The sequence below is a fragment of the Streptomyces sp. NPDC049887 genome (assembly GCF_040656535.1).
Classification (GTDB): domain Bacteria; phylum Actinomycetota; class Actinomycetes; order Streptomycetales; family Streptomycetaceae; genus Streptomyces.
Genome location: NZ_JBFAMM010000001.1, coordinates 301242 through 323484 on the forward strand (window position 1 = coordinate 301242; position 22243 = coordinate 323484).

A 22243-nucleotide genomic window follows, 5' to 3' on the forward strand; every position below is an offset into this window, starting at 1 on the left:
TCACCGCGAGCGCCTCAGGTCCTCCAGGGTCACGGCGGAACCCGGCAGTTCGGAGCGCGCCGGCGCTTCGAGCCCGTCCAGGAACAGCTGCAGATGGCGGTGGGTGAACCGGTCGATGTCCAGGCAGGCGGTGCCGGGGAGCGGCCGGGTGAGTTGGGAGAGCATGACCATCAGGTCCCCCACGGCGACATCGGCGCGCAGTCGGCGCGCCTGGTGAGCGCGGTCCACGAGCGCCTGGACGGCCCCTTCGAGCCGGTCGCGCTGGGCGACCAGGTCGGGATGGTCCCTGTCGAAGTCGCCGCTGAGCAGCGGGCAGAGGGCCGCCACCCGTTCGTCCGCCGCCGCGTGGGTGAAGCGGCTGAGCCCGGCGAAGGGATCGCCCTCCTCCGCGGCCGCCTCCTCGGCGCGCTCGGCGGTGCGGCGGAGGACGGACAGGACGACCTCGTGGACGAGGGAGGGACGGTCCGGGAAGTTCCGGTACAGGGTCGCGTTGCCGACCCCGGCGCGTCGGGCGATCTCGTCGAAGGGCACCTCGGGGCCGAACTCGACGAACATCTCCCGGGCCGCCGTCACGATCCGCTCCCGGTTACGCAGGGCGTCCGCCCGCGGCCGGGTGGCGCGCCGCGCCGCGGTGTCGGTGGCGGGGCTCACGGCTCCACGTCCTCTCGATCGACTGGGTGACACGGCTCCTGGCTGCGGCCGCGTCCGGCGTCCGCGCACAACCGGGGAAGAGATCCCCGGTTCCTGCGGACATGAAGGCAAACGGGGAAGGGATCCCCGGTTATTTCCCGGCCGCCACACCAACTGGCGTGACGTGAATCACATCACCGTTCCGGCGTGTCCCACGATCGGCCCTCCCGGCGCGCGCCCCGCCACACCTCCGAACAGGCTGAACGCACGAGCGCAGCCCGGGCCCGGCCGGCTGCCGCCGAGCCGAAGGCGGACGACCGCATGCAGCAGACCCGCCGACGGATACGCAGACCCGGCACGCTCGGCGCCCTTGCCGTCATCACACTCGCCGGCCTCACCTCGGCGAGCTCGATGCTCCACGGCGGGTCTCGGACCACGGCCGGCCCCATCGCCACGGCGGAGGAATCGGCGCTCGAACCGTGCCGCCTCACCTCCACGACCGGCGTCCAGATGTCCGAGGGCGTCCCGACCCCGTCCGGCTACGTGCGCTCCACGGGCGAGATCCGCGCCCTGAACCTGATGATCGACTTCCCGGACGCCGAGGGGGCGGGCTCCGCGCTGGACCGGTTCGCGGAGTTCTTCCCGCAGACCGAGCAGTGGTTCGCCACCAGCTCCTACGGAAGGCTCGACTACCGCCCGGAGACGCCGCTGCCCGGCTGGCTGCGGATGCCCATGGCGTTCAGCGCGTACGGGATCGACCGCGGTTCGCCGTACGAGCCGGGCTACCGCCAACTCGTACAGGACATCGTGACCGCCACCGACCACAAGGTGGACTTCAGCTCGTACGACCTCGTCAACGTGCTGGTCACGCCCAACGCGGGGCCGTCGGCACTGGACACCGTGCTGTCGGTGACGTTCTCGGGGAACCACGAGGCGCCGTACGCGGACGGGGTGCCGCTCGCGAACACGAGCTTCGTCTACAGCCGCCAGGACGACGGCTCGGGCAGCTACTCCGATACGGGATTCCGGGTGCTGCCGCACGAGAACGGCCATGTCTTCGGCCTGCCCGACCTCTACACGGCGGAGGGCGGCGGCGCGGTCGGCCACTGGGACATCATGTCCGAGGACTGGGGCGCGAACAACGATCTCCTCGGCTGGCACAAGTGGAAACTGGGCTGGCTGGACAACGACCAGATCCAGTGCGCCGCCGCCACCGGCAGCAGCGAGTACGACCTCACCCCGCTCGCCCTCAAGGGCGGCCGAAAGCTGGTCGTCGTCCCCCTGGACTCGGAGTCCGGGTACGCCTTGGAGGTCCGCACCCGGGCCGGCAACGACGAGGCCGTCTGCAAACCGGGCGTCCTCGTCTACCACGTCAAGACGGACGTCGACACGGGCCAGGGGCCCGTCACCGTCGCCGACAGCGACACGGACAGCGGAGGCTGCACCCGTCGGCCCAATGTGCACGCGGAGCTGTCGGACGCCCCGTACCGGCCGGGCGAGACATTCACCGACGAGAGGAACAGGCTCCGGATCACGGTCCTCTCGGAGAACGCGAACGGGACCTACCGGGTGCGGATCACCCGCTCCTGACCGGACACGACCGCTCGGCGACCCGACGACAGCGGGCAGGCGGTCGCACCCCGACGGTCCCGCGACAGCGCCGCACGGGACCGTTGGCATCACGCGGACGGGACCACCCCCGGCAACCCCACGAGGGCGCGGACGCCGTCCTCACCTCACGCGTACCACCTCCGCGCCGCGCACGGACGGGTACGGGCGCCTCAACCCCCCGCCGCGCCCCGTCCGTCGGCGTGAGCCCGCCGCCCGTGGTTCCCGCCGGCGACCTGCCGCGCCAGCGGCTCGCGCAACTCCCGTTTGAGGATCTTCCCCGTGGGGTTGCGGGGCAGCGGTTCCTCCCGTACGAGGACGTGCGCCGGGACCTTGAACGCGGCGAGCGTCCGCCCTACATGCGTCCGGAGCTCGTCGGCCGTGACGGCAACCCCGGGCGCCGGCTGGACGACGGCCGCCACCTCCTCGCCCAGGACGGGATGCGGAACGCCCAGCACGGCGGCGTCCACGACCGCCGGGTGCTCGTGCAAAGCGGCCTCGACCTCCACGCAGTAGACGTTCTCACCGCCGCGGACGACCATGTCCTTCAGCCGGTCGACGATCGAGACCCGGCCGTCCCGAAGAGTCGCGAGGTCTCCGGTCATGAACCAGCCGTCCGCCGTGAAAGCCCCGGCCGTGGCGTTCTCGTCCCGCCAGTAGCCCCGGACCAGGGACTGGCCGCGAAGCCACAGCTCGCCGACCACCCCCTCCGGCAGTGGTCGGCCGTCCGGTCCGGCGACCCGCACCTCGGTGGCCGGGGTCGGCCGGCCCACGCTGTCCGGAAACTCCCGGTAGGAGGCACCGAAGTTGGCCGTCACACCCCCGCAGGTCTCGGTCAGGCCGTAGCCGTTGCGGGGCTCCACCCGCTCACCGAAGTACGCGGTGAGCCGCGCGACCAGACCGGGCGGGGGCGCGGCACCCCCGGTGTTGAGGTGGGTGAGGCTCGGCAGCCCGCTCCCGTTCCGCTCGACGGCGTCCAGTAGCTGGAGTGCGGTCGTCGGCACACCCGAGTAGTGCGTGACCCCGTGCCGCTCGATCAGCGCCACCGCCCGCTCGGCGTCCCACTTGCGCATGAGGACGAGCGTGCCGCCGACGGCCATCACCGAGAAGACCGTGGTGAACGCGGCCACATGGAAGAACGGGAAGGTCATGAGAGTGACGGGCGCCGGGCCCCGTCCGGGAACGACTCCCCTGGCGAGAGCCGAGGCGGCGGCCGTGTAGCGCGGGTTCATCGCCGCGCCCGCCTGGGCGAGCTGGGTGGCGACGGCCCCCTTGGGCCGGCCCGTGGTCCCGGACGTGTAGATGATCGTGGCGTCGTCCTCGGGGCGTACGTCCACATCCGGCGGGGCCGTGCCAGGGTCCGGTACGGGCAGGTCCTCGTAGCGCTCGATGCCCTCCCGCCCCGCCGGCACGCCGGCACCGCAACCGGCCGGTCCCTCGTCGTGGAAGAGCACGACGGGGACCTGTCCGCGCGACGCCCACGCCCGCACCCTCGGCAGCCGCTCACCGTCCACGAGCAGCACGCCGGGCGAACAGTCGTCGAGCGCGTACGCGAACTCCTCCTCGGTCCACCAGGCGTTCAGCGGCACAGCCACCAGCCCCGCCAACTGCGCGGCCCAGAAGGCGATCTGCCACTCCGGGTGGTTGCGCATGCCGACGACCGCGCGGTCCCCGGGCCGCAGTCCGTGCACCTCCACAAGGCGGTTCGCCAACGCGGAGGCGGCTGCGAAGAACTCCCCGTACGTATACGTCCCGCTCTCCGCGACCAGGAACGGCCGGTCCCCGAACACCCACGTGGCCTCGACGAACTCGCGCAGGGTGCGCGGGCCCGACGCGTACACCCCGCCCTCGACCGCGAACGGGGCGCCCGGGGCCGTGAGGCGGTCCGAAGGATCTCCGGAGAACGGCATGAACGGTCCCTCTCCAAGCGCTTGCTCAGCTCGCGGGCCGACGCTATGCCGCGCCCCGTGAGCCGTCAAGGCCGGGGCCATGGGCGGCCGACCGCAGCCCCCGGACTCGTACCGTCTCTTCTCGCATACCCGCCCACCTGCGGTAACGGACAAGGCCACGACCGAGTGCGGGGACTACCTCGACGAGGAGCTGCGAAACGTCGACGGCATCCCGGCGCACGCGGGAAGGACCCTGGACCCGAGCCGGCCGGTCGCGCTCGTGCTGCTCGGCGTCGTCATCTTCTTCGGTGACGACGAGAACCCCACGGCCTCGTCCGGCGCCTCATGGACGCCCTCCCGCCCGGCAGCCGCCTGGTGCTCTCCCACACCATCACCGTCACCATCACCAGCCCCGGCGTGCCGTGCCGTTCCGGACGTCGACGCGGCGGCCGCCTTCCGGAACGAGCAGGGCACCCCGCAACTCACCCGGCGCGCCCCGGCCGACGTCACCCGCTTCTTCGACGGCTCGGACCTCCTCGCCCCCGGCGTCGTCTCCTGCAACCACTGGCGCCCGGACCCCGCCGAGGAGCCACCGCGGGACGAGGTGGCGATGTACGGCGGGGTGGGACGGAAGGCCTGACCCGGGGGACGGGACCGAGCCGGCGACGTGCGAGCAGCGTGCACCGGCGACCTTCCACCAAAAGGTCGCATACCACCCGAAACACACCAATAATGCACCGGGCCGCACCCCGGGCCCACTCCACCCCGATCCGGCCCCTGCGCACACCCTGAACAGGCGAAACATGAATCTTGCCGGGTGCTGGCAGGAATCCGCTAGGCTAGACGCCGGATCTCGCAGAGATCCACGCCTTCCGCCTTCGTAGCTCAGGGGATAGAGCACCGCTCTCCTAAAGCGGGTGTCGCAGGTTCGAATCCTGCCGGGGGCACAGTGTCTGACCAGCGCGTTTACCTCTCCGAGGTAGGCGCGCTGTTCGTCGTAGCCATGGCATTAACCATGAATAGGTTCCAGAACCATGGCGACCAAGACATCCAAGCGACGTCAGCGCGGCAGCATCCGGCCCAATGGGACCGGCTTCCAGGTGCGGGTCTACGCGGGGCGTGACCCGCTCACGAAGAAGGACCTCTATCTCCACGAGCAGGCCGAGACCGAGCCCGAAGCGGAGAAGGCCCGTACTCGGCTCCTCCACCAGGTCGACGAGAAGCGTCACCCCAAGAGGCAGGTGACCATGTCGTTCCTGCTCGACCGGTGGCTCGGCGTCGCCGAGCTCGACGAGGACACTTCGTATGAGCGGGCGGAGGGCATCATCCGGAACTACCTCACGCCGACGTTCGGCGACCTGAAGGCCGGCAAGCTGACCGCCGAGATGCTCGAGCTGTTCTATTCACGGCTGCGGAAGTGCCGTGAGCAGTGCGATGGCCGGCGCATCGGCAAGCCAGACCCGACGACGAAGCAGAAGCACGTCTGTCAGCCGCTCTCCGCGAACTCCGTCCGTAAGATTCACTTCATCCTGCGGCCCGCGCTCGACCGCGGCTTGCGCTGGGGTTACGTGACGTCGAACGTCGCGGCCCTCGCCGAGCCACCCTCCCAACCCAAGCCGAACCCCGACCCGCCCACGCCGGAAGAGGCGGTCCTCGTACTCAACACGGCCTGGCAACGGGACCTGGACTGGGGCACGTTCCTGTTCATGACGATGGTCACCGGCTCGCGCCGCGGCGAGATGTGCGCACTGCGCTGGTCACACATCAACCTTGACCGGCTGGAGCTCTCCGTCAAGCATTCCAATAACGGCCGCCGGATCAAGGAAACCAAGACACACCAGAGCCGCAAGCAAGCCATCGACGTAATTACGCGATCAGTCCTGACCGCCCACCGTGAGCGTGCCGAAGAACGCTGCAAGGCACTCGGCGGCGAACTCGCCCGCGACGCCTTTGTGTTCTCCGGGGAAGCCGACAGCTCCACCCCGCTCGTCCCGTCGACCGTCAGCCAGCGATACCGCCACCTTGCCGAGAAGCTGAAGATCCATACCCACCGCCTGAAGGATCTGCGCGCGTACAACGTGACTGAGCTCCTGGGCGCGGGTGCCGACGTACGAACCGTCGCCGGCCGTGTCGGCCACGGCGGTGGAGGCGCGACCACGCTGAAGTACTACGCAGCCTTCTTGGCCACCTCCGACCGGCAGGCGGTCACCGCGTTCGCCAAGCAGCTGCCTGTGCCGGAGGGACTGCTCGCCGAGCAACCGGTAATGACCGTCATCAATGGGCTGCGCCTGGTCTGCGAATGTGGCAACGAGTCGTTGTGGGCGATGCTCGTGGTCACCGCGGACGGAGCCGAGGCCCTGTGCGGTCAGTGCGAGGCTCCAGTCGTGGCCCGTCCGGACACGGAGGTGGGGTCTATCGGCCCCACCATCAGGATGGAGGCAGCCCCGCCTCGCGAACTCGCCCCCTGGGAGACGATCGCCCAGGGCCTCGCGGACGCCATCGAGGACGGCACCATGCTCCCCGGCGAGGACGTCCCCACCGTCGGCGACATCGCGCAGGCCCACGGCGTCTCGGTTGGCACCGCGCACCGCGCCTTTACCCAGCTGAAGAAGCACGGTCTGATCGAGGTCAGCCGGGGCCGCCGGGCCGTTGTCCGCCCACTCCAGGAGACGGCCGACGGGGCAGGGTAGGCGGGCTTTTCGTGCCCAGGTTGGGGGTAGCCGGGCCGGGCGAAGTGCCGTGGCCCGGCTACCTGGTGTCAGGTCAGGACGATGGCCATGAGTTGCGCCGCAGCAGGACAGTTCCGAAGTAGAGTTCGCACTCCGCGCCGACAGGCGCCGCGGTGAGGCCGTGCAGGCCCGCACGGGGATACGTCAGAGCCGCTACCAGATCGTCTGGGTGAGGCCACGACCCCCAGGTGAGCTGCCAGGTGCCTCCAGCCACGTCCAGTCGGCCGGGGTGCGGAAAGTACGAGCCTGCCGTCAACGCCCTCGCACCGACTCGCTGCGGGTGCGTATTCACTGGTGGGCGCGGACGGTTTCGAACCGCTGACATCTGCCTTGTAAGCCTGGCGCCGCGCGTGGATACGTCCTCGCTGTTTGTCGTGCGTGCCACGGTGCCGAGTCTGCCGACGGGCGTTCGCGCCGCTACGGGCTCCGAGTGTCCGTGATTGACCGCTCGATCTGGCACGGATCTGGCACGCGGGCCGTCGTCGGCACCTGCCTTGTAAGTTCGGGCGGACGGGCCGTCTTGAGCCCATGTCCGCTGTCGTTACTCGGCAAGGTATGTGGACTGTAGCGAGCCTTCGTTGACCGTACCTGACCGTCTGATGTGGCACGGTTGTGGCACGGCACCTCGTGATCTGTAGCTGCTGCGCGTTGGAATCTAGAGCCGCTTCCTTCACCTGTGTTGCTCGACTGCTAGCGTCCGGCACCATGTGGGCTCAAGAGATCGTGGCCGGCCGACCAGCTTGGCGGCACACCCCCTCCGGAGTGGTCTTCCGTGCCGTTCCTGGTGGGACGTTCCGGATGGGCTTGTCCGACGCGGAACTGGACGCGGTCCGTGCCATCGAGCGAGCCGACGGTGCCGATGACGATCTCGAACCGTTCTTCGCTGGTGCCGTCCAAGCCCGACCGGTGCGTGAAGTGCGGGTCGAGCCATTCATGATCGCTCGGCATCCGCTTACGGTCGCGCAGGTGCGGCATTGGCTACCCGAATATGAAGACAGCTTCGCTGACTCTGCTTCGAGTACGGCCCGGTTCGAGGACGACTTGGACGACTTGCTGGCTACGTTGCCCTTCCGACTGCCCAGCGAGGCCGAGTGGGAGTACGCAGCTCGGGCTGGCACGACCACCCTGACCTTCCGCGGTGATGAGAGGCCGGACGAGGACCAGGTGCTCGACGACTTCGCCGACGAGGAGCGCACTGCCGCGGCTGAGAACGCCTTCGGGTTGGTGGCAATGGGGTCGGCGAACGAGATCTGCGCTGACGTGTGGATCCCTCATTTCGCGGATGCGCCGGTGGACGCACGTCCCCGCACCGGAGAGGGATCGCACGTGGTGCGCGGAGGTGCCGGCGACCTCTATCCGTGGCAAGGCTGCAATGAATGGCTGTTGTTGCTTTCCGCCACTCGCGATGAGATCCACGACTTCACTGCAGTCCGTCCCGTTGCACCTGTGCCAACCAGTCAGGGATGCGCCTAGACAGCGCGCGTGTGCAACCGATGTGGTTCTGCGCGCTGTCGTGGAGGGGCAGGTTACGCAGGCCGGTGGCGCGGGCCGTCCGGATGCGGTCCTCAGCGCGAGCCCGCCGGAGCGGTGCCTCAGCTCCAGATCGGCGATAGGGACTCCGGTGGTGTTGGTGGCGAAGCAAGTCAGTCGCAGGCCGTCAGCGTCGGTCAGACGCAACCGGACTCCGGGGTGGGGACGTTCCTTTGCGGACGATCGGCCGCATCCCCTTCGGCCAACCTTCGACGGCGGGCGTCCACGCCGAGGAGGGGGACGGCGGCGGTCACCGGCGACGTCGTCATGGGCGTCCGCCTCTACGACCGGTCACTGGGCCGCTTCCTGTCGGCCGACCCGGTGTACGGGGGCAGCTGCAACGCGTACGAGTACGTGTGCGGCGACCCGGTCAGCGGTGTCGACCTCGGCGGCACCAGCCTCAAGTACCGTGACCAGCACGCGTGCACCAAGTACACGTGCATCGGCATCCGCCGCTCCTGCGACAGCAAGAACCGCTGCGCGCTGTCCCACTACCTGACCTTCCGCAAGCAGTGGCGCAACGCGTACATCCACCGCGGAGCGGTGTGGACCATCAGCGTCGACGGCTTCTACGTCAAGAATGGAGACGTACAGCCACGGCGAGAACGGCAAGTACAAGTTCCACGGATACTGGTACAGCAACAACAAGGACAAGGGGCGCGGCTGGTTCAGGTGCAGCATCTGGAACTGCGTCCTGGACCCGGGTGACAAGGTGATCGTCACCTGGGCGGGGGCCGCGACCCTGGGCGGCCGCAGTTACGCCTGGAGCGCCGGACAGACCTTCTCCGGCGGTGGCCGCTACCACCGCTAGCACCATCTCGCTCCACCCGGGGGCCGGCCGTCGCCATGTGGACGGCCGGCCCCCGGGCCGTAGCACCCCTATCGAGGAGCCCGTCCAGGGCTTGTACACACCCCACCGAGGAGCTCGGCCCATGCCCGCCACGCCCGCCGACGGCCCCGACGCCCTGCCCCCCGCTTTCCTCGCCTGGGCCCGCAGCCTGTGCGAGGACCTGTGGCTCGGGCCCGGCGAGATCGACGCGTCCAACGACTTCCTGGCCTTCCTGTGGCGGACCTTCGCCGACAACGGCGAAGCCCCATCGGAGCTCATCGCGCCCCTGGTACAGCAGCGCAGGATCGAACTGGCCGAGCACTACATGCGCTACTTCATCGCCCAGGCACACCGGGAAACCGGCCTCGACATCGAGGAGACGATGTCGTCCTCCCCGCCGGACGACCTGGAACCGACCGGTCTGACCCAGGTCGGCAACATCAGCATCCAGGGCATCCACCGGGCGGACATCGTCCGCGACACCGCCGAGGCGGTGCAGGACTACGTGATGGCGCGCTACTGGACAGTCTGGCCGGAATGCCCCACGCACCACCTCGGCTACCACCCGGTACTGACGGACGGCACCACGCAGTGGGAGTGCTCGTCCGGGGGGCACCACAGGGCGATGCTGGAGGACGGCGTGTGATGCTTTGAGGAAGCGGGTGCCGACTGGATCATGGCGGCTGTGCGGGCTGCGCGGAGGCCCGCTGGCGTACGGCGGAGAAGTCGAGTTGTCCGTGGCGGTAGACGACGGCCTCGCCGTCCAGGATCACTCCGGCAGGCAGTGCCATCGCCGCCGTCGCGAGGTCCATCCACGCCCGGGTCACCACCCGGCCCGTCTTGGTCCGCAGTATCACCTCGCGTACCCGCCGTTCCAACCTCGACGTCACCCCCTGGCTGGAACAGAAACGGCCGCCGTACTGGCCCACCACACCGAAGTTGAGCGAGGGGCCGTGCTGCGACTGCTCACCCGCCTTCCGCCGCCGCCCGAAAGCGGTGCTCTCCACCGAGTGGTACACCATCGTCGGCGAGGGCAGCCCCGGCGGCATCCTTGATCGGGTCATCGACCACAGCCTGGTACGCGCCCCTACCGGTCAAGCCGCCGCCAACGCCTGCCGCGCCGGGGCCGCCCTCGCTGACATGAATCTTCACAGGCTGTTCCGCCCCGCATCGACGGTCAGCTCATAGTCGACACTGACCCGGGAGCTGCCAGACACACCACGAATCATCAGGACGTGTGCGCCCGGCTCCAGAGGCGGCAACTGGATCCACAATCCGCACCCGGTGGTCTTGCGGCTACCGCCCACGCCTATGACGTGACGGCCCGCGAGAGGGCTTATCTGAATTGGCTCTCCCCGATAGATCTCCGGATCCAGCCGCTTGCCGTTCAGGACGGCCCACCCGTTGGCGCTTGCCATGAAGTCCGCGCATTCCTGAGAAGTACCCCACGCGTTCACGACAGGGAAGGCGAGCGGCCGCCCGAAGGGAAGAGCGCAGGCCCGCTCGGCCGACCCCCCGTACGTGCCGGCAAGGAACCACACGTCGTCCGGTTGGTACCGAGCACATGAGCTCCCATTCTGGTCTGCGATGGGATCGGTTTCGTCAGGTCCGGCGGTTGCCCATGACCACCACCGACTCTGCAGCTCCGCAGATGAGAGGACAGGAGTCCCCCTGCTTCCGCACCCGACCACGGCCATCCACAGCACGACGGCGAGCATCGCCCTGCCTGCCCGCAATCTCATCTGCACCCCCATGTCACGCACACCAATGTACGCGCCTACCAATGGGGATATTGCTCGATGCCGGCCACAGCAGCGGAGTACGGCGACCCCAGCAGCCGTCAATGCCCAACACCGGCTCTCACGGCCCTCTCAGCAGCCTCTATGACCTCTAATGACTGATCTCTGTCGAGCTACGGATCAAAAGGGCTCCCGACATCCACGGCTGGCATCAAAGGAGCCGGACGCAGGCGCACACGACGTCTTCGTCCGGCCGCAGCATCAGTAGGCAGCAGCAGCCGGAGCGGCCCTAGATCGAACTCCTGAAGCGGGTGTCGCAGGTTCGAATCCTGCCGGGGGCACAACACGAAGGGCCGGTTCAGAGAAGCGATCTCCTCGAACTGGCCCCTTCGCATGATCGCGGCGGTGCCACGGACGTGCCACTGCGACCCCGCGCCACCCGGTCCTCAGGGATCATGGCTCCCAGCCGATCCGCAATGGCACGGGCCGCCCACCGGGGCCCCACTTCGTACGGATCCCGGGCCGGTCGAAGGAGGTCGAAGCCGACCCGGCCGCCCGTGTCGTGCGCGGTGATCCGCAGCGGCCGTGGGTCGGGCGCGAACACCGTGCGGGAGCGGCCCCGGTCGTGCCTGCCTCGGGCGAGTCGGCGGGCCGCGGGGCTCAGCCGAGGCCGAAGTACGTCCTGATCCCGTTGAGCATGAGCTGGATACCGATCGTGGCGACGATCAGTCCGCCGAACCGGGTGACGATGGCGATGGTCTGTGCCGACATCCTCAACTTGTTGACCAGGAGCAGGTGCCCCACCGGGATCAGGGCCACGGTGATGGCGACGGCGATGAGCGCGGCGACCGTGCCCGACCAGCCCCGCCCCGTCGAGGCGATGCCGATGACCGTGGTGATGGCCCCGGGGCCGGCCATGAAGGGGATGGCGTAGGGCACCACGATCGAGTCCTCGGCCGATCGCGGCGCCGGCTCCTCGTGCGCCGCGGCACCCCCTTGTGCCCGGGTCGGCTCGCCGCCGAAGAGCATCTCGAACCCCATCAGCAGGAGCACCAGACCACCGGCGAAGCCGAACGCTGACAGATCGATGCCGACCCCGTCGAGCACCGGCTTGCCGATAAGGGCCGCGCCGCCCAGGGTGATCGCGATGACCACCATGATGCGGCCGACGTACTCCCGCCGCCGCTCCGGTTCGTTGTCGGTGAGCACACGGAAGAAGACGCCTCGGATGAACGGATCGACCAGCAGGACCATCGCGATGGTCGCCTGAATGGTCAGCTCGAGGGTGCTCATGCCGTCGTCTCCCGTGTCCTGTGTCGGCCTCTCGGTGCCGGCGGCGGTCGGCTCCGTCCGGTGCCCGGCGACCGCGCGGGAGCCGTCCCGGACGGCGGTGGACGTCCCGTCCGTTCGCCCGGCTCGCCGAAGTGCCCCCGCCCGGTCGGGGCGTCAGGGCCCCTTCGGTCCCACGTCCCCGACCACTCCGATCCGGATGCCGAGCCACGGATAGGTGTGCCGGTAGAAGAAGTTGTCCTGCGGCTGGAGTCCCACCGCGGAGGGCCACATCTGGTAGGGAGCCGAGTTCGACACCCCGCCGTGCAGTCGCCGCCAGACGCGGCCGAAGTCCTGGCCGGTCGGTGGCGGGGTGATGGTGTCGGTCCACTCGACCGCGTTGCCGCCCTGGTCGAAGGTCCCCCACGGGGAGGTGGTGCGGGCCTGGCCGACCGAGCTGAGGCTGCCCTGGTAGAGGTCGGTGTACGTCGTGGGATCCAGACCGAGCGGATTGACGGTGTCGCAGTCGGAGGGCGGCACCTGGGCCGGGCACCAGGTGGGGGCCGCGCCGCCCGAGGGGTTGTACGAGGCGAGCGGCTGGGTCGAGGCGTTGGTGACGTCGCCGGTGGTCGGGTTGAGGACGGTGGGGCCGGGGGCGGTCGCGTCGCCGTCGCCGAAGACGCCCGGGTTGGTGGGGTACTTCCAGTACGAGTTCGTACCGCCGCCGTTCGGGTCGTAGTACGCCGCCTTGATCCACTCGTTCTGGCTCGGTACGACGAAGCCGGTGTCCTCGGTCCGTGTCGTGTCCGGGCGGTCCAGGTCGTACATCCCGTGCTCGGTCCGCGGTGAGAGCCGCACCTTGTAGGTGACGTATGTGAACGCCCCCTCGGTGCGGGTTTCCTTGGCCAGGACCCGGCCGTTGACGAGGGAGTTGACGAGACGGGCCGCGTCGAGGAAGTCCGCGAAGCCGTACGGCTTGTCCGCCCACTCCGGCTGGGCGACCGCGTAGTGGCGGCCCCTGCGCGCGCCCTCGCGGAACTCGACCTGGCCGTACTTCGGCCAGGTCGCGCCGCTCTCGCTCTCGTCGTAGAGGTTGAAGGGATCGCGTCCGTCGGGGTCGGCGGTGTTCAGGAACGCCACCCACTGCGCGACGGTGACCTCGAGCTTGCCGATCTCGTACGGGTAGTCGACCCCGCCGACCGTGAGACAGCCGCGCGCTGTCTCGGGGGCCGCGGAGCAGTCGGCGTAGACGGCATCGGTGAAGGGGACGATGCTCACCGGGGGATTGCCCGGGGCGCCGACCCTGGTGGTCGTCACCGTGATGACCTCACCTGCACGGTGGCGGTCGTTGCCGTCCGCGGGCGTTCCCGCCGCGGCGGCGGGGGCCAGGGGCGCCGACAGCACGCACGCCGCTGCGACGGCATTGAGGAGGCGGGAGCGGGGGGATGCGAGACGCATGGGCGCACCTGTCCGGTCGTGGCGGGCCGCCCCGCGAGCCGGAAGCGGGCGAGGCGGCCCGTTGATCACAACAACAGCGGCCGCCACAGTAACCCCACCGATCACTCAACGCGTTGAAGGCGGCACCGAACGCATCGAATGGCGCACAGGTGTCGTGAGTCCGGGTGCGATCGAGCCCCCTGCGCCCGCGCCCCGAGGTCGCACCGGTACGACGAACGGACGGTGTTCGTATCCGGTGCGACCAACCGGCGGAAGACGTTCGCCCCCGGACACCGGGGCCCTTGCTGCTGCGCACATGGCCGGTGACCGGTACGGGTGCCCGGCTACGGGCCGGCGCCGATACGTGCGGGCGGTCATCCACTCCAGCGCACCGCCGATCACCGCCGGCCGTACTCACGGCTCGGCAGGCGCATGGCCACGAGCGCGCCGAGGGCCGCCGACACGGCGAGGACCACGAGCGCGTTGCCCATCGCGGCCGTGAAGGCCGGGCCACCGGCGGGTCCCTGCCCCGCGGCCGGCGCCTCCAGGCCCATCAGCATCGTCACCAAGGCCACACCCAGCGCCGGGCCGATGTTCATCGCGGTCTGCTGGAGCCCGCCGGACACGCCCTCCGCACCGAGGGGCGCCTCGCGCACGACGACGGCGGTGGCCGTGACCATCACGGGGCAGAAGCCGGCGCCCACGACCAGGAAGGACAGGCCGGTCGTCACCGGGCTCGACTGCGCGTCGAGGCGGGACGTCAGGAGGATGCCGAGTGCCAGCAGAGCCATTCCCGGCACCGCCGTCCGCCGGTGGCCGAACCGGCGCTGGAGCAGCGCGGTCGCGGGGGCGCCCAGCACCATCACCGCGGCCAGCGGCAGCATGCGCAGCGCGCTCGCGAACGGATCGAGCCCGAGGACGTGTTGGAGCAGATACGTGCCGAGGAAGAGGGTTCCGAAGAGCGCGGCGGACGCGGACACCAGAACCGCCAGCGACGCCACCAGGGGCACCGACCGCAGCACCCCGGTGGGTACGAGAGGACTCGCGGTCCGCCGCTCGTGGACGACGAAGGCCGCGCCCGCGCCGACCGCGGCGAGGACCGCGAGGACAACCGCCGCGCTCCAGCCGGCCCCGGGCAGCTCGACGAGGGCGTGCACCAGGCTCCCGAGGCAGAGTGCGAGCAGGCAGGCGCCGGGCAGTCCGAGACCTCCGCGGGCGTCATCGGCGTGCCCCTGCCGCGCAGTCCGCACCTGCGGTGCCCTCGTCCCAGCACTCCCCCGGTCAGGATCCCTTGCCTCCAATGCCCTCGCCTGTGCACTGTCCGCGTCGGGAATCCCCGCCTCCGGTGCCCGCACGAGGAGGACCAGCAACCCGACGGCGAGCGCGGGCGCGACACTCAGGAAGAAGACCGAGCGCCACCCCATTCGTACGGCGAGCGCGCCGCCGACGAGCGGCCCGGCGGCGACCGCCAGCCCGATGGCGCTGGTGCGCAGCGCGATGGGCATGGCGAGCCGATCGGAGGGATAAGCTGCGCGGAGCATGCCGAGTGTGGCCGGCTGCAGCAGCGCGCCGAAGACGCCTTGGAGCACGCGAAGCCCGATCACGAGACCGGCGCTTCTGGACAGACCGACGGCCGCCGATGTGACGGCGAAGCCCAGCGCCCCGACGACGAAGACACGGCGGTGGCCGAAGCGGTCGCCGAGCCGGCCCGCGAACACGAGCAGACTCGCCACGGCGATCAGATAGCCGGTGCTGGTCCACTGGACCTCGGTGAACGACGCCCGCAGCTCGCGTTGCATCACCGGCTGGACGACGGTGAGTACGGAGCCGTCCACGGCGACGACCATCGCACCGGTGATGCTGCTGGTCAGTGTCAGTCGCTGGAGGCGGCGCCGGCCTCGTGGGCCGGTGGTGGTGCGAGTCCGTGTGACGGTCATGGGGTACGCGGACCGAGGTGCGCGTCCAGGGCGGCGCTCAGCAGGGGTTCGACGTCGTCTCCGCCGGTGGCGAGCTGCAGGCTGCCCCAACCCCACAACTGCGCGATGCCGTGCAGATTCGCCCAGAGCGCCCCCGCGACGACCACCGGCTGGGCGCCGGAACCGTCGCCGCCGCTCGCGCCGGATTCCGCCCGTGCCCGGCCCACTAGGTCCACGAGAGTGCGGTACAGCGGCAGGCTGGTCTCGCGAAGCCCCAGTTCGGCGCTCTCCAACAGATCATGACGGAACATCAGGTCGTACATGCCCTGATCGGTTCGTGCGAAGTCGAGGTACACCCTTCCGAACAGCTCGAGTTGCGCCCGCGGGTCACCCTCCAGGCCGGCGGCGGCGACGGCCTGGACCGTCCGCGCGGCGAGATCCTCGAATCCACGGCGAGCGATGGCCGACAGCAGTGACAGGTGGGTCGGGAAGTAGCGGCGGGGGGCGCCGTGCGAGACACCAGCCCTGCGGGCGATCTCCCGCAGGGTCAGTGCCTGCAGCCCTTCCCGTGTCACGAGGTCGACCCCGACTCCGACCAGCCGGGCGCGCAGCCCTGTCTCCTGTTCGCTCATGGGACTGTTCTACCGACTGGAGTAGACAGTGTCTACTCCAGTCGGTAGAACAGTCCGGACAGGCCGGTGCACTGACACCGGTCAGGGCCCGGAGCCGGGACGGAGAACACCGCGGGAGAAGGGCGCGGGCGACGAGGGCGGAGGCCGAAGCGCGGGAGGGCTCCGCGACAGCTCTAGGCCGATTCGCAGGTCAGCTTCATCTGGGCCGCCGCATGGTGCGCCCCGATGCGCCCGGCGCTGCCCCAGTCCCGCCCCCGGTCGAGGAGTTGCACAGCGAAGACCTTGTCGCCCTTGACCGGATAACTCCTGACGGACACGAGCTCGCCGCGGTGAGCGGTCTGGCGGACGCCGAAGCCGGTGTATCCGGACCGTACGTCGTCCGGGTCGGCGAGTACGCGGTAGAAGGTGGGGTCGCCGGCGGACTCCGAGGCGCGGTTCGTCCGGGGGACGAACACCTCGAGCGCGCACGTCCGGTAGTCGTCGTCCAGCTTCCAGCTCCAGATCGCCGTGGCCCGGGTGTCCTTGGCCGTGCTGCCCGACATGGGGACGGCCGTGAAGCTGCCGTCGCAGTCGGTGTTGTTGCGGCCGCCCCTGCGGACCGAGTACCAGGCGGCGTCACCGTTCTCGAACCGGCCCACCTCACGGTACGCGCCCGTCGTGCACCCCGGGCCCGCCCACTCCTCGAACTGCCCGCCGCCGGGCAGCGCCGTCGGACCCACACGAGTCGGGATGCCGCGCCCGGGAAGGTCGGTCTCGGCGGCCTGTGCGCCGCCCCCGTCGTCGCCGTCACCGTCGGAACCGGTGAGAAGTGCGGCAGCCGCGACGAAACAGCCCAGAACGACGACGGTTCCGCCCGCCAGCAGAGCCCTGCGGAATCGGGAGAGCAGGGAGATGCGGCCGACGATCGTCTCGCGGACGACCCATGACGGCCCGGGACGCCGCTCGTCCGGGGCCACGTACCCGCAGTCGGGGCAACTCATACCGGGCAGAGGCGTGTGCCTTTCACTGCCGCATCGTTCGCACGCCATACCAGCCCACTATGCAGGAACCTCGCGGGTCACGGGGCGGGAACCGTCACGATCCGCGGTCGGCTCACGGTCCGCGGTCGGCCCATGACCGGGAGTCGGCCCATGACCGGGAGTCTCCTCCCCTGCTCCGCGGTCGGCGGCCGCGCGGAGCAGGGGGGCGCCGCGCACCGGCTCACGACCTGCGGTCTGCCGAGCCGTTCATGGAGGCTCAAGACCTGCAGTCGGCCCGGATCTGCGCGGCCGCGTGATGCGCCCCGTCGCGCCCGCCGTACCCCCAGCTCTGGCCACGGTCCACGAGTTGCACCGTCAACTCGCCCTCCCGCACGGGTAGATCGTTCACAACGACCATCCCGCCGCGCATCGTCCGCTGACCGATCTCGAAAACGGCGAGCACGGATCGGGAGTTCCGGACGTCAGCGAGGACGTGGTACCGCGTCGGATCACCGGCGACGTCCTCCTCGCGGTGACTCCACGGCACACGTACCGCGACCGAGCACGTCGCGTAGCCGCTTCCCGGGTGCCAGCTCCAGGTGACGGTGTTGCCGCTGTCCTGGTCCCGCGCACCGGACATCGGCACTGCGAGGAAACGGCCGTCGCACCCGTTGCCCCGGTGGCCGCCGGAGCCGACCTCGTACCAGCCGTCACGGTCGTCCGAGTAACGGCCCTGCGTACGAACGCCGTTCGGGCAGCCCGGTCCGGCCCACTCGCTGAACCAGGCCGCTTCCCCGGCGGGCGGTTCGGCCCGCGGTACGGACGGCACCGGCCGGGGGGCGGGTGCGGACACGGGCGGTGTCGGCTTCCCCGCCGTGGGCCGGGGCGTCGGATTGGCGGACGTGGCACTCGGTTCCGGCACGTCCTCCGGGAAGAACGTCGGGCCGATCCTCTGAGGCATCCCGCCCAGCGCGATGTCTTCCGCGACCGGTCGCGCATCGTCGGCGCGTTCGCTGTCACCGCCGCCGGCGGTTGCGAGGAGCGTGACTCCGAGCGCCAGCACACACAGCGAGAGGACGGCTACCGCCCCCGCCAGCATCGTCCTTCGCTCGATGACCGGCTCGCCGGGCGTCCGGTGCGCCGGCACGGACTCGACGGTGCACGAATCGAGCACCATCCCCGGCAGCGCGCCCCGGTGCGTCCCTCCGCATCTCTCGCAGACCATGCGGGTCACTATGCAGCGGACGGAATACCGGCCGGTAGACGTAGGGGTATATCAACGCGGTATCGATCCGGGGCCCGTCCAACGGGTGGGCACTGGCAGCCCGTTGCGGGGGCCGAGAGAGGCCGTCAACGGGGACTGCCGGTGCCCGTCGCACGGACGTGGTGCCCGCGCACGGACGTCGGTGCCCACCGCGCGGACGTCGGGTGCCCGTCGCAGGGGCTGCCCCATGGGATGTTCGCCCGCCCGTCGCTGGGGCGCCCGGCACCGGGACGGACGAAGGGCCGCCTCGGGGCATCCGACACCGGGACGGACGAAGGCCGCCTCGGGGCGCCCGGCAAAGGGCGGACAAAGAGCCGTCGCGGGGCCCGGCATGCGTTCGGACGAGGGCGCCGCGGGGGACAGCATGCGTTGACCTTGCCCCAGGGGCAGGCCGCATCGTCCTCGACAACCGGGCGGACCCCCCGCCCGGTGACGGAGGATGGGCCCGTGCATGACGACTCCCTGCTCACCATCGGGGCCTTCGCAGCGCGGGCGCGGCTCTCGCCGAAGGCACTGCGCCTCTACGACCGGCTCGGCCTGCTCACCCCGGCGTACGTCGACGCGGCGACCGGCTATCGCTGGTACCGCGCCGAACAGGTCGATCGCGCCCGGCTGGTCGCGCTCCTGCGGCAGATCGACATGCCGCTGGCGCGGATCGCCGACGTGGTGGAACTGCCGGGACCGCAGGCCGCTGGGGCGCTGGCGGCGTACTGGGCCGAGGTCGAGGAACGCCGTGCCGTGCAGGGCGCCGTCGTGGCCCATCTCCGTGACCGGCTCTCAGGCAGGAGACAGACGATGTACGAGATCAGGACGACGGACGTGGCCGAGCAGGCGGTCCTCACCGAGAGCCGCAGGCTGCTGGCGGACGAGCTGCCCCGCTGGATCCCGGCGGCCCTCGGCCGCCTGGAGCAGGCGGCCGAGGAGTGCGGTGGCGTCGCGGGGCCGCCGTACGTCGTCTACCACGCCGAGGTCGGTCCGGACAGCGACGGCCCGGCGGAGGCGTGTGTGCCGGTCGCCGACGCCCGCGCCGCACAGCGCTGGATCGACGAGCACCGGACGGGGGCGGTCCTCCGTGTGGAGCCCGCCGGGCGCCTCGCCTACACCAGGGTGACCAAGGCGCAGGTGGCGTATCCGCAGATCGGGTCGGCCTTCGACGCCGTCGAGCGCTGGACCGCCCAGCAAGGGCTGACGGTCGCCGGCCCGTGCCGCGAGGTGTACTTCGCGGACTGGGACGCGGCGTCGGCCACGGACGAGGTCTGCGACGTCGCGTTCCCGGTGGCCTGACAGGCGCGGCTCTCACTCAACGGCGGCCAGGGCGGCGGCGCCACGGCGCCCCCGCGAGTGACGGCCGGCCGCGGGGGCGAGTGACGGCGACGGGGGCGCCGGAGCTCGCCCCACGTCGGTCGGATGATCGGGCGATCGGGCCTCCGGGCGGTCCGACGAACGAGGCGGAGCCACAGGTGGTCCGGCGGACGGCCGGACTGCCGGGCGAGGGGCGAGGGGCGAGGCGCGAGGGGCGAGGGGCGAAGGGAGACTCGGGGAGAACCAGGGCGCTGGGGCAGGGGGCAGGGAGTCGGGGGCGGACGACCGGGGGCGTCCCATCGCCCCCACCCTCGGCCCGAGTCGCCCGGCGGCGCTCCCTGCGACCGGGGGCGGCCGCCCGTCCGTCCGTCCGCCGTACGCGCGGCTCCGCTCAGCGCCTCCGCAGCTCAGCGCCTCCGGCCCGGCTCTCCCTGCAGCTCCTCCGGCCCGGCTCCCCGGCTCAGCGCGTCCGTCCCGGCTCCCCGGCTCAGCTCCTCGCCCTCAGCGCCTTCCGCTCAGCTCCTCCGGACACGGCGTGCCGCGAGGAAGCTGGTACGGGGCCGCCAGCCGGTAGACACCCGCGCGCGGGGCGAGGAGTTCCGTCCATTCGTCCCTCTCCGTGTCCGCCTCCGCCTTCAGCAGACAGCCGGCGACATTGACGAACTCCTTCGGCTCGTCGTCCTCCCGGAGCATCGACGCCGCGGTCTCCTGTGGCTGCTCCACACTCCGGCCCTGCTCGTCCACGAGCCCCAGCCACGGCGAGTACGGAACGCGGATCAGCACCCGGCCCGCCTCGCGTACATGGATCCGCAGCTCACCGGCGCCCGCCCGGTCCACGGTCGCCGGCGGGTCCGCCAGCGGCGTCGGGTCGCGGACGGCGAAGAGCCGCCAGTTCGCGTCCGACCAGACCGGCTTCAGATAGGGCTGACCGCGCTCGACCAGTTCCGCCTCCTGCCGTGCGCCCGAGTCCGGCTTGCCCGTCGGCAGCACCACGTAGTGGACGGCCCAGCGGTCCAGCCACTCCCGGTAGTTCGTGGCGTCGAGCGTGTCGTCGTAGAAGAGCGGGTTGCGTTCCATGTCCGCCTGCCGGTTCCAGCCGCGCGCGAGGTTGACGTACGGCGCGAGCGCCGACGCCTCGCGGTGGCTGCTGGCCGGTACGACCTCCACACGCCCCTTCTCGGCGCCGACCTCCTGGAGTTCGTTCACCAGTGGCGCGAGTTCCCGCGTCCAGGACGCGGCCGGCGCGGTGCGCACGATGTCGTCGACGCTCTTGAAGCCGATCCACGCGTTGAGCCCCGCGAACGCCAGGACGACCGCGTACCACCTGCGCGAACGCGGCACGGCGTACGGCAGCGCCGCCAGCAGCACGACCCCCGCGAACAGCATCGGGAGCCGCGAGACGTTCGAGCCGATCTGCGAGTCCACGAGGAAGGTCAGCAGCGTGCCGGCGGAGTACACCCCGGCCGCGGTACGGACGGTGCGCCACGCACGCGGTACGAGGAAGAGGACGAGGACGCCGAAGAGGAACGGCAGCGACGTCGAGCCCAGCGACATCGGCTGCGTACCGGAGAACGGGAACAGCCACGCCGACAGCGCCACGACCACGACCGGGGCGATCCCCAGCGCGTAGGCGCCCGGACGGCGCCCGTTCAGGAACAGCGCGGCGGCGACGACCCCGAGGAACAGTCCCGCGACCGGGCTCGATGCGGTCGCGAGGCCGGCCAGCGGCGCGGCGAACGCGGCCTTCGCCCAGCGTTTACGCCGCCAGCGGTGAGGCCAGCAGAACACCGCCGCGACCGCCCCGAGGGCGAACACCATCCCCAGCCCGAACGTGACCCGCCCCGACAGCGCGTTGCAGAGGAACGCGAACACCCCGGCCAGCGCGCAGGCCAGCGGGTTCCGAACCGCCCGTACCCGCGTCAGGATCAGAGCGGTCAGCGCGGCGGAGAGGGTCCCGACGACCATCATCGTCGTGCGCACGCCGAGGAGGGACATCAGGTACGGGGACACCACGCTGTACGAGACCGGGTGCATCCCGCCGTACCAGGCGAGGTTGTACGCCGAGTCGGGATGCCGGCCGACGAACTCGGCCCAGGCGTCCTGAGCGGCGATGTCGCCGCCGCTGTTGGCGAAGAAGAAGAACCACCCGAGGTGGAGGAAGGCCGCCAGCCCGGTCGCCACGAGGACGGGACGCCGCGACAGCGCGTCGGTCAACCGGGAGCGGGTGGAAAGGGGGCGCCTGGGCCGCGCGTCGGTCAACCGGGAGCGGGTGGACCCGGAGGAGCCGTCGGTCGCAGCACCGTCGGGCCCCGAGCCGTCGAGCCCGGCGCCTTGGAGGCCCGAGCCGTCGAGCCCGGCGCCTTCGAGGCCCGAGCCGTCGAGCCCGGTGCCTTGGACCCCTGAGCCGGGTTCCGATCCGTCGAGCCGTGCCGCGCGCGAGGCGGGGAGCCGGGAAGACGGGGGGGCTTCGCCGGACGGGGCGGCCTCGGAAGTCCCGACCGGCCCATGAG

The 22243-nt window shown here is 70.9% G+C and carries 17 protein-coding genes, 1 tRNA gene and 2 pseudogenes; 8 read left to right on the forward strand and 12 right to left on the reverse strand.

Translation table 11 applies throughout. The annotated features are described in order from the left end of the window. Complete coding sequence (locus tag AB0J10_RS01290; RefSeq protein ID WP_363056506.1) at nt 1-651, reverse strand: helix-turn-helix domain-containing protein; 651 nt, start codon at nt 649-651, stop codon at nt 1-3. Between the two features lie 300 nt (nt 652-951). Between AB0J10_RS01290 and AB0J10_RS01295 the strand changes: the two genes are divergently transcribed. After that, on the forward strand, nt 952-2220 hold the full coding sequence (locus AB0J10_RS01295; protein ID WP_363056508.1) for a M6 family metalloprotease domain-containing protein: 1269 nt from the start codon (nt 952-954) through the stop codon (nt 2218-2220). Nucleotides 2221-2411: 191 nt separating this feature from the next. Here AB0J10_RS01295 and AB0J10_RS01300 read toward each other — a convergent pair whose 3' ends face one another. Further along, nucleotides 2412-4148, reverse strand: coding sequence for a class I adenylate-forming enzyme family protein (locus tag AB0J10_RS01300; protein WP_363056510.1), 1737 nt, complete (start codon nt 4146-4148; stop codon nt 2412-2414). A gap of 79 nt (nt 4149-4227) precedes the next feature. Here AB0J10_RS01300 and AB0J10_RS01305 point away from each other — a divergent pair, with 79 nt between their 5' ends. The 4 genes from AB0J10_RS01305 (at nt 4228) to AB0J10_RS01320 (ending at nt 8329) form a co-directional block, all read left to right on the forward strand. Further along, on the forward strand, nt 4228-4767 hold the full coding sequence (locus AB0J10_RS01305; protein WP_363056512.1) for an SAM-dependent methyltransferase: 540 nt from the start codon (nt 4228-4230) through the stop codon (nt 4765-4767). A 234-nt stretch (nt 4768-5001) separates the two neighbouring features. Continuing rightward, nucleotides 5002-5074: transfer RNA gene (locus tag AB0J10_RS01310), tRNA-Arg, on the forward strand. Nucleotides 5075-5161: 87 nt separating this feature from the next. Then, on the forward strand, nt 5162-6817 hold the full coding sequence (locus tag AB0J10_RS01315) for a tyrosine-type recombinase/integrase (protein WP_363056514.1): 1656 nt from the start codon (nt 5162-5164) through the stop codon (nt 6815-6817). An 837-nt stretch (nt 6818-7654) separates the two neighbouring features. Next, entirely contained in the window at nt 7655-8329 is a 675-nt protein-coding gene (locus AB0J10_RS01320; RefSeq protein WP_363056516.1) for an SUMF1/EgtB/PvdO family nonheme iron enzyme, read from the forward strand. A 25-nt stretch (nt 8330-8354) separates the two neighbouring features. Here AB0J10_RS01320 and AB0J10_RS01325 read toward each other — a convergent pair. Further along, nucleotides 8355-8594: pseudogene (locus AB0J10_RS01325) on the reverse strand (IS1380 family transposase); the annotation flags it as partial. Between the two features lie 56 nt (nt 8595-8650). Here AB0J10_RS01325 and AB0J10_RS01330 point away from each other — a divergent pair. Further along, a pseudogene (locus AB0J10_RS01330) lies at nt 8651-9094 on the forward strand (RHS repeat-associated core domain-containing protein); the annotation flags it as partial. A gap of 224 nt (nt 9095-9318) precedes the next feature. Next, entirely contained in the window at nt 9319-9861 is a 543-nt protein-coding gene (locus tag AB0J10_RS01335) for a hypothetical protein (RefSeq protein ID WP_363056518.1), read from the forward strand. 28 nt (nt 9862-9889) lie between these two features. Here AB0J10_RS01335 and AB0J10_RS01340 read toward each other — a convergent pair whose 3' ends face one another. The 8 genes from AB0J10_RS01340 to AB0J10_RS01375 all read right to left on the reverse strand — a co-directional run bounded on the left by AB0J10_RS01340 (nt 9890) and on the right by AB0J10_RS01375 (nt 18392). Then, nucleotides 9890-10279, reverse strand: coding sequence for a hypothetical protein (locus AB0J10_RS01340; protein ID WP_363056520.1), 390 nt, complete (start codon nt 10277-10279; stop codon nt 9890-9892). 84 nt (nt 10280-10363) lie between these two features. Beyond that, nucleotides 10364-10633 (reverse strand): hypothetical protein, encoded by a 270-nt coding sequence (locus AB0J10_RS01345; RefSeq protein WP_363056522.1) that lies wholly within the window; start codon nt 10631-10633, stop codon nt 10364-10366. A 981-nt stretch (nt 10634-11614) separates the two neighbouring features. Further along, the gene (locus AB0J10_RS01350; protein ID WP_363056524.1) at nt 11615-12247 is read right to left on the reverse strand and encodes a MarC family protein; all 633 of its coding nucleotides are present in this window, start codon (nt 12245-12247) and stop codon (nt 11615-11617) included. A gap of 153 nt (nt 12248-12400) precedes the next feature. Continuing rightward, entirely contained in the window at nt 12401-13681 is a 1281-nt protein-coding gene (locus tag AB0J10_RS01355) for a hypothetical protein (protein ID WP_363056526.1), read from the reverse strand. A 377-nt stretch (nt 13682-14058) separates the two neighbouring features. After that, the gene (locus tag AB0J10_RS01360) at nt 14059-15597 is read right to left on the reverse strand and encodes an MFS transporter (protein ID WP_363056528.1); all 1539 of its coding nucleotides are present in this window, start codon (nt 15595-15597) and stop codon (nt 14059-14061) included. Next, entirely contained in the window at nt 15594-16208 is a 615-nt protein-coding gene (locus AB0J10_RS01365; protein ID WP_363056530.1) for a TetR/AcrR family transcriptional regulator, read from the reverse strand. The genes AB0J10_RS01360 and AB0J10_RS01365 overlap by 4 nt, the downstream gene beginning before the upstream one ends. Before the next feature lie 173 nt (nt 16209-16381). Then, nucleotides 16382-17188 carry an adhesin gene (locus AB0J10_RS01370; protein ID WP_363056532.1) on the reverse strand — a complete coding sequence of 269 codons (807 nt, stop codon included), beginning with the start codon at nt 17186-17188 and terminating at the stop codon, nt 16382-16384. Nucleotides 17189-17444: 256 nt separating this feature from the next. Beyond that, nucleotides 17445-18392, reverse strand: coding sequence for an adhesin (locus tag AB0J10_RS01375; RefSeq protein WP_363056534.1), 948 nt, complete (start codon nt 18390-18392; stop codon nt 17445-17447). A 486-nt stretch (nt 18393-18878) separates the two neighbouring features. Here AB0J10_RS01375 and AB0J10_RS01380 point away from each other — a divergent pair, with 486 nt between their 5' ends. Beyond that, nucleotides 18879-19715 (forward strand): MerR family transcriptional regulator, encoded by an 837-nt coding sequence (locus tag AB0J10_RS01380; RefSeq protein WP_363056536.1) that lies wholly within the window; start codon nt 18879-18881, stop codon nt 19713-19715. A gap of 519 nt (nt 19716-20234) precedes the next feature. Here AB0J10_RS01380 and AB0J10_RS01385 read toward each other — a convergent pair. Then, nucleotides 20235-21947: an MFS transporter gene (locus AB0J10_RS01385; RefSeq protein WP_363056538.1), complete on the reverse strand. Its 1713-nt coding sequence runs from the start codon at nt 21945-21947 to the stop codon at nt 20235-20237. Nucleotides 21948-22243 lie beyond the last annotated feature (296 nt).